Here is a 7,746-nt window from a genome sequence, read left to right as displayed (position 1 = left end):
GTCCCTTGCCTGTTGTTCTAAGGCTCATCCTGCTGTCAGGAGAGAACTCGCCCTTTGGGCTCAGACAGCTCTCTTGACGGGCGCAGGATTTCGCCAAGAACAACAACGGCGCGGGCCAAAGTCGCTACAAAGCCTCCCGGCCACCCGCCGTTTTCAGGATTTCTTGAAAACCCGGCAGCATGATTGCTCCGGGCTTTTTTTATGATTAATGCAAGCTGTGTCCAGCATTTTGGGCAGCTTCCGCCATCACTGTTTTCACAGCTTCGGGATAATCTCCCCCGTTGACCTGTTGCAGGCCCTCCTGAAAAAAGGTGTTGGCATCGGCAGGTAAATGATGGGCGAGCGCTGCAAAAGCCTTGCGCATTTCTGCCGTATCCTGGGCGCGAGTCGCGGTAATACCCCAGTTCAGCAGTAAAATACGCCAGGGCCGTTGCGGGTCGGCGCTATCCAGATCTGCGGCATAATCTGCCGATGCGGCGGTCACCACTTCTCCCATGATCTGGGCCAGGGTTTTGAGTTCTTCTGTATCATTATGGCTGTTAGCCAGCACCGCCAGGCCATTGACGACCGGTTCCAGGGTGTGAATGGCTCCATGTTGCGTACAAATCCAGGCGGCAATACTGACCGTAATCATTTCCAGCGCAATTTTGGCTTGCTTTTCACCCAGTCGGTCTGCCCAGGTAGACAGATCCATGAGCAGCCCGATACTCAGGTCGGCAATGCGCTCCGGTTCATCCTCGGGCAGGCTGGGGTCCCATCCCGATACATCATTACTTAACACCGTGAATAGTTGTTTCAGGGCATCGACAATCATGGGTGGGGTGATTTGTTCTCCCGTGGCTATTCCGCTGCTGGCAAAGGCTGCCAGAACCGGTTGTGTGTATTGCTCAAAGCGTTTTTGCGCTGCGGAGATGTCGAGAATAAGAGCCAAGGTTTCCTCCTGATATGCCCAAAGAAGTTCTGCGTGTTATGCTAACATGGATTAGTCTGGATGCTGCAGCAGAAGGTATCCGCCAACCTCGGGAATGGTTTTTTATGCAACAGAGCAAAATGTTTTCACCCATCGATTTGCACATGCATTCGCTGGCGTCGGATGGCACCATGACGCCCCATGATCTGGTTCAGCGGGTTCATGATTCCGGTGTTCAGGTTATGGCTTTGACGGATCATGACAACACCGCCGGATTGGTGGAAGCTGGCCTCAAGGCTGCCGAACTGGGCATTCAACTGATTCCCGGGGTGGAGGTTTCCAGTGAGTGGGAAACCCAGGGGATTCACATCGTGGGTCTTTTTGTGGATCCGGAAAATACGGTTTTGCAGGAAGGGCTGGCCCGGATCATGGCATTTCGCGATTGGCGTGCTACGGAAATCAGTCGCTTGCTGGAACAGGTCGGAATTCCCGGCGCAGAAGAGGGCGCTCGAGCCATGGCGGGTAGTCGCATGGTAGGTCGGAGTCATTTTTGTCGCTGGCTGGTTCGTCAGGGACATTGTGCGGATGCCAGTGAAGCTTTTGGCAAATATCTGGGGCGTGGATGCAAGGCTTATGTCCCGAGCGACTGGATTCCCATGGCTGAAGCCGTGCAGTGGATTAACAGTGCGGGCGGTTCTGCCATTGTTGCTCATCCCGGTCGTTACAAGCTCAGTGCTACCCGCTTGCGCAATTTGTTGACGGCTTTCCGTGAGGCCGGTGGTGCGGGTCTCGAAGTGTGTTCCGGTAGTCAGGCTGCCGGTGATCGCGAGCATTTGGGACGTCTTGCCAAAGAGCTTAAAATGCTGGGTTCCCTGGGGTCTGATTTTCATGGACCGGATGTCGGTCATGCGGCCATTGGTCAATTGCTCCCTCTGCCCGACGGGGTAGAGCCGGTCTGGGCCAGAGCGGGCATTCACTTCCACTGATTGACTATTTGCAGTAACTGCCCCGAGGAAGCTGGTGCCTAAAGAACAGGAAAATTCTCGCTACGCGCTTTGGGGGCTGGGCTTGCTGCTGCTGATTTATGCCGGAGCTGCCTATACCCTGAGCCCATTCACCGGACCTTTGTTGATGGGGGCGGTATTGACCACGGTGGGCTGGCCCTGGCAGCTGCGTCTGGAGCGAGCTTTTCATTTGCCGCGCTGGTTGGGATCATTGGTGCATGCCATCGCCTGGGTGGCCATCATTATTATTCCTTCGGTCATTATTGTGGATACCATTTTGCCCAAAGTGGCCTTGCTGATTGCCCGCTGGCAGTCCGGGGATTCACTGGTGATGGTTCCCCCTGAAGTGATGCAGATTCCCTATATCGGGCATTGGCTGCGTTATCATCTGAGTACCCTGAACGGGGCCTATTTGTCTTCGTTTATCAGTGCGCATGCCAGCATTATTACGGATTCTCTCAGTCAACTCTGGATATTTACCCTGCACACCTTTTTTGCCGCCCTGACGGTTTTTGCGCTGGCCCTACATGGTGAACGTATTACCGAAGCCTTGCGACTGGGAACCACCCAGCTTTGGGGACGGGATCGGGGTGACCGTTTTTTGGCGGCCTGCCGGGACGCGGCACGTTCCGTATTGATCGGCCTGATTGGGGTCGGAGTCATTGAAGGCATGTTCATCGGTATTGCCTATGCTCTGGCGGGATTGGCACTTTGGCCCCTGTGGCTGGTGGCTACTGCGCTCATTTCACCTTTACCGTTTGGGGCCACCGCTGTAGTGGGTGCTGCCACCATTTGGCTGGCCTTCACCGGTCACTGGATTGCCGGGCTGGCCGTGCTGGGTTGGGGTTTTTTTGTGATTACGGTGGCTGATCTGGTTGTTCGACCGTTACTGACCGGATCTCAGACTCAGGCGCCGTTTTTTCTGGTATTTTTCAGTATCCTCGGTGGAGCCGAAGCCTTTGGCTTGATCGGGTTGATTATCGGCCCTATTCTGGTACTGCTGGCACGTGGTGTATGGCGGGCCTGGGAGCGCCGCATAAGACTCCAGGAATGAATTTTCGCTTGTGTCAGGATTACATGCGGCAGGAACATATACCCATCTTGACAATCTAATGATCAGGTTTTCTCGTGAAGCAGGAGCGTATCATGGACTACACAATGCTGGATCAACAGTACAATCAATTGCAGCAACAAACGCAGAATAATCTGCAGGCTCTGCAGCAGGTTGCCGGGCGGGTGAACAGCCTGGCTCCGGATAACATCACCGCCCGGGAAATCAACATGGAACTGCGGAGCTTGGCCATGAGCCTGCAGCAACAACAGCAGAATGTCGGCATGATGATGCAGCAGATGGCGCAGCGGATTCAGCAGATGGAAATGCAAATGCAGGGCATGAACCAACAGGGTATGAATCCCAATATGCAGCAACGGCCATGGAATGGGCCCATGCAGGGACAGCCGGGCATGGGTGGCGGCTTTTTGGGAAATGTCATGACCGGATTGGGGCTGGGTGCCGGATTCGCGGTGGCAGACAATATTGTCGATGACATTTTCGACAGTTTCTGAGTAGCGCGTGCCAGTTTGCGGACGTGACGACTGGTTGGCATTTGAAGCCGAGGTACTCAGCTGGGCTAGGGCTTCAGGCTGGCGTCTGGAGCGAACGGGTCCTCTGCGCCGCAAAGTTTGGCCCGTACCCAGGTTGGAGTTCCTCAGGGAAGGCGTTTTGCCATCCGAAAGCTGGGATCTGATTCTGGGTTCATGTGCGCTTTTCGTCTCGTATGAACCCGGACGTCGGGAAGCCATCAGTAGCGAAGGCATTCCGGTCAAGTTTTATCAGGTCGAAAAACCCGCTTGGGGTTTTGCGCAAATTGCTCATTCCGGTCCCGCCAACTGGGTAGATTGTTGTCGGGATTTACCTGGTTGGGATGTGTTGCCGGCAGAAACCGAATCGGCCGCTTTTGCGCGTATCGGGCTCGCAACTATCCCTCCCTCGGAACGTCGGCCGGATATTTTGTTGGGAACAAAGACGGAGTGACTTTTGCCTAAGGAACAACTTTATGGGATACATGCGGTGCATGCTGCTCTGGATGCCGGTGAGTTAGAGGAAATCTGGGTGGCCACGGAGCGGCACACGGACGAGAGAATCGTGCCTCTTCTGGAAAAGGCCCGGGCTCTGAATTTACCCGTTCATGAGTTGCGCCATGCTGCTCTGACCCGCAAATTCAATACGGATAAGCATCAGGGTATTGCCGGCGTACTATTACAACATCCAGAGCCGGATTTTACAGATATTCTCGCTGATCTGAATGGTCAGGGTTTTCTGCTGGTGCTGGATGGCGTGCTGGATCCTCATAATCTGGGTGCCTGCTTGCGCAGCGCTGAGGCTGCTGGAGTCAGTGCTGTCATTCTTCCCAAGGACAATGCTTGCCCGGTAAATGCTACCGTCCGCAAGGCTGCCGCTGGCTCGGCTTCACGACTGCCGGTCTGCACGGTGACCAATTTGTCCCGGACTCTGGCTTCCCTGCAGGAAGCGGGTTTCTGGCTGGTCGGTATGGCCGGGGATGCACCGCAAAGTATTTATGAGCTGGATTTGAACATGCCGCTGGTGATGGTCATGGGTGGGGAACAAAAGGGCCTGCGCCGTCTGACGCGTGAACACTGTGATTATCTGGCGCACATACCCATGGCCGGAGCCATTGAAAGTCTCAATGTGTCCGTAGCTACGGGCATTTGTCTTTTCGAAGCCAGCCGTCAGCGCCAGAGTCTGAAAACGTCGGCTATTGTTTAAGCCCAACAACGGCGCGGGCCAAAGTCGCGGCAAAGCCTTCAGGCCCTCTGCCGTTGTTACTATAACGGGAAATGCAGCCCTGACTTTGTTAGACTGACTCGGTTAGAAAACACTGAGAACCCTCTGAATAGGTGTAATAATGCTGGTAGACTCCCATTGCCATCTCGATTTTGAAGATTTTGCAGAAGATCGGTCAGCCATTCTCGAACGTGCCCAAGCTGCCGGGGTGCAGGAAATTCTGATCGCCGCCGTGGTGCAAAAACATTGGTCGCGCGTCCAGGCTTTAGCGGCTGAAAATACCGGTATATGGGCTGCTGCCGGGGTTCATCCCAATGAGCCAGAGGCCGAAACCCCGAGTATGGAAAACCTGCTTGCCGCTTTATCTGCGGAAAAAGTTGTGGCCGTTGGCGAGACCGGGCTGGACTATTTTCGGAGTGAGGGTGATTTGCGCTGGCAGCAGGAACGCTTTGCCCGGCACATTGCCGCCTCCAAGGTGACGGGAAAACCCGTTATTGTCCATACCCGTGAAGCTGCAGCAGATACCCTGGGGTTACTGCGGAGCGAAGATGCCCGCGCTTCCGGGGGGGTCATCCACTGTTTTACGGAAAACTGGGAATTCGCCCGTGCTGTTCTGGATCTGGGATTTTACATTTCCCTTTCCGGTATAGTGACCTTCAAAAAGTCGCTGGACTTACAAGCTGTTGCCCGGAAATTGCCGGCAGATCGTCTCCTGGTAGAGACGGATTCGCCTTATTTGGCGCCAACGCCTCTGCGCGGTAAACGCAATGAACCGGCTTATGTTCGTCATGTCGCCCAATTTTTGGCTGAGTTAAGAGCGGAGTCGTTTGCAGATCTGGCACGACAGACAACCGATAATTTTCATCATCTTTTTACCCGGACGGTGGCCGCATGAAAATCACTTTTCTGGGAACAGGGTCCAGTGCGGGCACCCCGGTGATCGCCTGCGACTGTCCGGTATGTCGAAGTACGGACCCGCACAACCGGCGCCGTCGTGCCAGCATTCTGGTAGAACACGAGGGTACGGTATTGTTGGTGGATACGGGACCGGATCTGCGCCAGCAAATGCTGGATGCCCAGGTCCAGCGATTGACTGCCGTGCTTTATACCCATTTTCATGCGGATCACATCAACGGCATTGACGACCTGCGTGCCTTTAATTTTGCCCAGAAAATCATTATCCCCTGTTATGCGGATGAACGTACGGCCAGCGAGCTGGAAAGTCGTTTTCGCTACTGCTTTTTGCCACCCGACGCGGCCTGGGCGAAACCGTCTTTATCCATGGAACGTTTCCATACTGAAAAGACTTTCGGCACTCTCAAGGTGACGCCTATTCCTATCATGCACGGTAAATTATGCATTCTTGGCTTCCGTTTCGGAGATGTAGCCTATCTGACCGATCTTAAATCAATTCCTGACGAAAGCCTGGCTCTGCTCAAGAATCTGAAATTACTGATTCTGGATTGCCTGCGCTACGAAGCTCATCCGACTCACCTCAATGTCGAGGAAGCTTTGTATTGGACCCGCCGTATTGCCGCTGACCAAACCATTTTCACCCATATGACCCATGATATTGATTATGCACAGTTCGCTGCGGAACTCCCGGCAGATATCGTACCGGCTTTTGATGGTATGGTGATTGAGCAAGCATCCGCGCCATAAATAGTGTTTGACAGTGCCGGGGCAAATCCATATATTACGCGACATCGGGGCCATAGCTCAGCTGGGAGAGCGCTTGAATGGCATTCAAGAGGTCAGCGGTTCGATCCCGCTTGGCTCCACCAGATACGACTAAGAGTCAGAGTTTTACTCTGGCTCTTTTTTTATTGGAAATTTTTACTCGCTCGGGGAGGGTTTTATGCATCATCCGGAATCGCTTTTTGCTTATGGACATGCTTCTGATCCTGATTGGCGCGTGGCTTTGGCGGCTGCACTGGATATGGCGGGCAGTCAGGCCCAAAGCGGAACCCTGGGTTTTTTGTATGTATCCGATTTGTTCGAAGCAGAATTGCCCGAGTTGCTGGCGCAACTGAATCAGCAGCTGGATGTGAAACATTGGACGGGTTGTGTAGGCATTGGAATCTGTGCCACAGGTCAGGAATATTTGGATACACCTGCCCTGGCATTGATGGTCACAGATATTCCCGAGTCGGAATTGTCCATTTTTTCAGGAATGACACCCTACCTGAGCGACCAGCCTCTCCAGGTTAGTGGTGCAGCCCCTTATTTTGCCGTTGTGCATGGTGACACCGCCACGCCTGACTTGCCCGACCTAGTGCGGGATCTGGCCGGAAAAACCCAGAGCGGGTTTATTACCGGAGGACTCAGCAGTACGCGTGGCACGGGCGGGCAATTAGCCGACAAAGCGGTTCATGGTGGTTTAAGTGGCGTTCTGTTCAGCGAAAAAGTGGCCATTGCCACCCGTCTTTCCCAGGGTTGCAGCCCAATTGGTCCCCTTCATGAAATCGGTGAGGCGAAAAGCAACATTATTGGCACCCTCGACAAGCGGCCCGCCCTCGATGTGTTATACGAAGAAATAGGGGAGATCCTCGCCCGGGATTTACAGAAGGCGGCCGGTTTTATTTTTGTCGCCTTGCCCGTAGCCAATGATGATCGCGGCGATTACACCGTCCGCAATCTGATTGGTGTGGACACGGATCGTAAATTGATGGCTATTGGTGAATATGTGGAATCCGGTCAATCGCTGATGTTTTGCAAGCGCGATGGCACTACGGCCCGGGAAGATTTGTTGCGGATGCTGACAGACCTGAAGAAACTGGTGGCTGGGCGAAGCATTCGCGGCGGCTTGTATTTTTCCTGCCTGGGCAGAGGTGAAGGGCTGTTTGGCCCCGATTCTGCGGAGTTGCGTCTGATTGAGGCGCATCTGGGTCATTTTCCGCTGATTGGTTTTTTTGCGAATGGCGAAATTTCTCATGATAAAATATATGGTTATACCGGAGTTCTGACCCTGTTTCTGGGGGATTGAGCGTTGTATGCCGGTCCGCAGGATGAGGAAAATGCTACGC

At 54.0% G+C, this 7,746-nt stretch carries 10 protein-coding genes and 1 tRNA gene; 10 read left to right on the top strand and 1 reads right to left on the bottom strand.

Annotated features, from left to right (window positions below):
• A partial coding sequence (locus HAP95_RS03580; protein WP_215882991.1) for a hypothetical protein occupies nucleotides 1-205 on the top strand: 205 nt, incomplete at its 5' end.
• Here HAP95_RS03580 and HAP95_RS03575 read toward each other — a convergent pair.
• On the bottom strand, nucleotides 206-931 hold the full coding sequence (locus HAP95_RS03575; RefSeq protein ID WP_215882990.1) for a hypothetical protein: 726 nt from the start codon (nucleotides 929-931) through the stop codon (nucleotides 206-208). It abuts the gene before it with no gap.
• Nucleotides 932-969: 38 nt separating this feature from the next.
• Between HAP95_RS03575 and HAP95_RS03570 the strand changes: the two genes are divergently transcribed.
• The 9 genes from HAP95_RS03570 to HAP95_RS03530 all read left to right on the top strand — a co-directional run bounded on the left by HAP95_RS03570 (nucleotide 970) and on the right by HAP95_RS03530 (nucleotide 7,706).
• Entirely contained in the window at nucleotides 970-1,896 is a 927-nt protein-coding gene (locus HAP95_RS03570) for a PHP domain-containing protein (RefSeq protein ID WP_226832519.1), read from the top strand.
• A gap of 34 nt (nucleotides 1,897-1,930) precedes the next feature.
• Nucleotides 1,931-2,968 carry an AI-2E family transporter gene (locus HAP95_RS03565; RefSeq protein WP_368356545.1) on the top strand — a complete coding sequence of 346 codons (1,038 nt, stop codon included), beginning with the start codon at nucleotides 1,931-1,933 and terminating at the stop codon, nucleotides 2,966-2,968.
• Nucleotides 2,969-3,060: 92 nt separating this feature from the next.
• Nucleotides 3,061-3,480 (top strand): hypothetical protein, encoded by a 420-nt coding sequence (locus HAP95_RS03560; RefSeq protein WP_215882989.1) that lies wholly within the window; start codon nucleotides 3,061-3,063, stop codon nucleotides 3,478-3,480.
• 7 nt (nucleotides 3,481-3,487) lie between these two features.
• A complete protein-coding gene (locus HAP95_RS03555) occupies nucleotides 3,488-3,949 on the top strand; it encodes a hypothetical protein (protein WP_368356544.1) in 462 nt (153 codons plus the stop codon).
• A gap of 3 nt (nucleotides 3,950-3,952) precedes the next feature.
• The gene (rlmB, locus tag HAP95_RS03550) at nucleotides 3,953-4,702 is read left to right on the top strand and encodes a 23S rRNA (guanosine(2251)-2'-O)-methyltransferase RlmB (protein WP_215882988.1); all 750 of its coding nucleotides are present in this window, start codon (nucleotides 3,953-3,955) and stop codon (nucleotides 4,700-4,702) included.
• A 139-nt stretch (nucleotides 4,703-4,841) separates the two neighbouring features.
• Nucleotides 4,842-5,615, top strand: coding sequence for a TatD family hydrolase (locus HAP95_RS03545; RefSeq protein ID WP_215882987.1), 774 nt, complete (start codon nucleotides 4,842-4,844; stop codon nucleotides 5,613-5,615).
• Nucleotides 5,612-6,382 carry an MBL fold metallo-hydrolase gene (locus HAP95_RS03540; protein WP_215882986.1) on the top strand — a complete coding sequence of 257 codons (771 nt, stop codon included), beginning with the start codon at nucleotides 5,612-5,614 and terminating at the stop codon, nucleotides 6,380-6,382. Before HAP95_RS03545 ends, HAP95_RS03540 begins: the two co-directional genes overlap by 4 nt.
• A 46-nt stretch (nucleotides 6,383-6,428) precedes the next feature.
• A tRNA-Ala gene (locus tag HAP95_RS03535) sits at nucleotides 6,429-6,504 on the top strand.
• A gap of 74 nt (nucleotides 6,505-6,578) precedes the next feature.
• A complete protein-coding gene (locus tag HAP95_RS03530; RefSeq protein WP_215882985.1) occupies nucleotides 6,579-7,706 on the top strand; it encodes an FIST signal transduction protein in 1,128 nt (375 codons plus the stop codon).
• Nucleotides 7,707-7,746: the final 40 nt, after the last annotated feature.

The sequence above is a fragment of the Acidithiobacillus sulfurivorans genome, from assembly GCF_018853815.1.
Classification (GTDB): domain Bacteria; phylum Pseudomonadota; class Gammaproteobacteria; order Acidithiobacillales; family Acidithiobacillaceae; genus Acidithiobacillus; species Acidithiobacillus sulfurivorans.
Note: the sequence above shows the minus strand (reverse complement) of the source record. Positions and strands in the feature narration are given on the sequence as shown.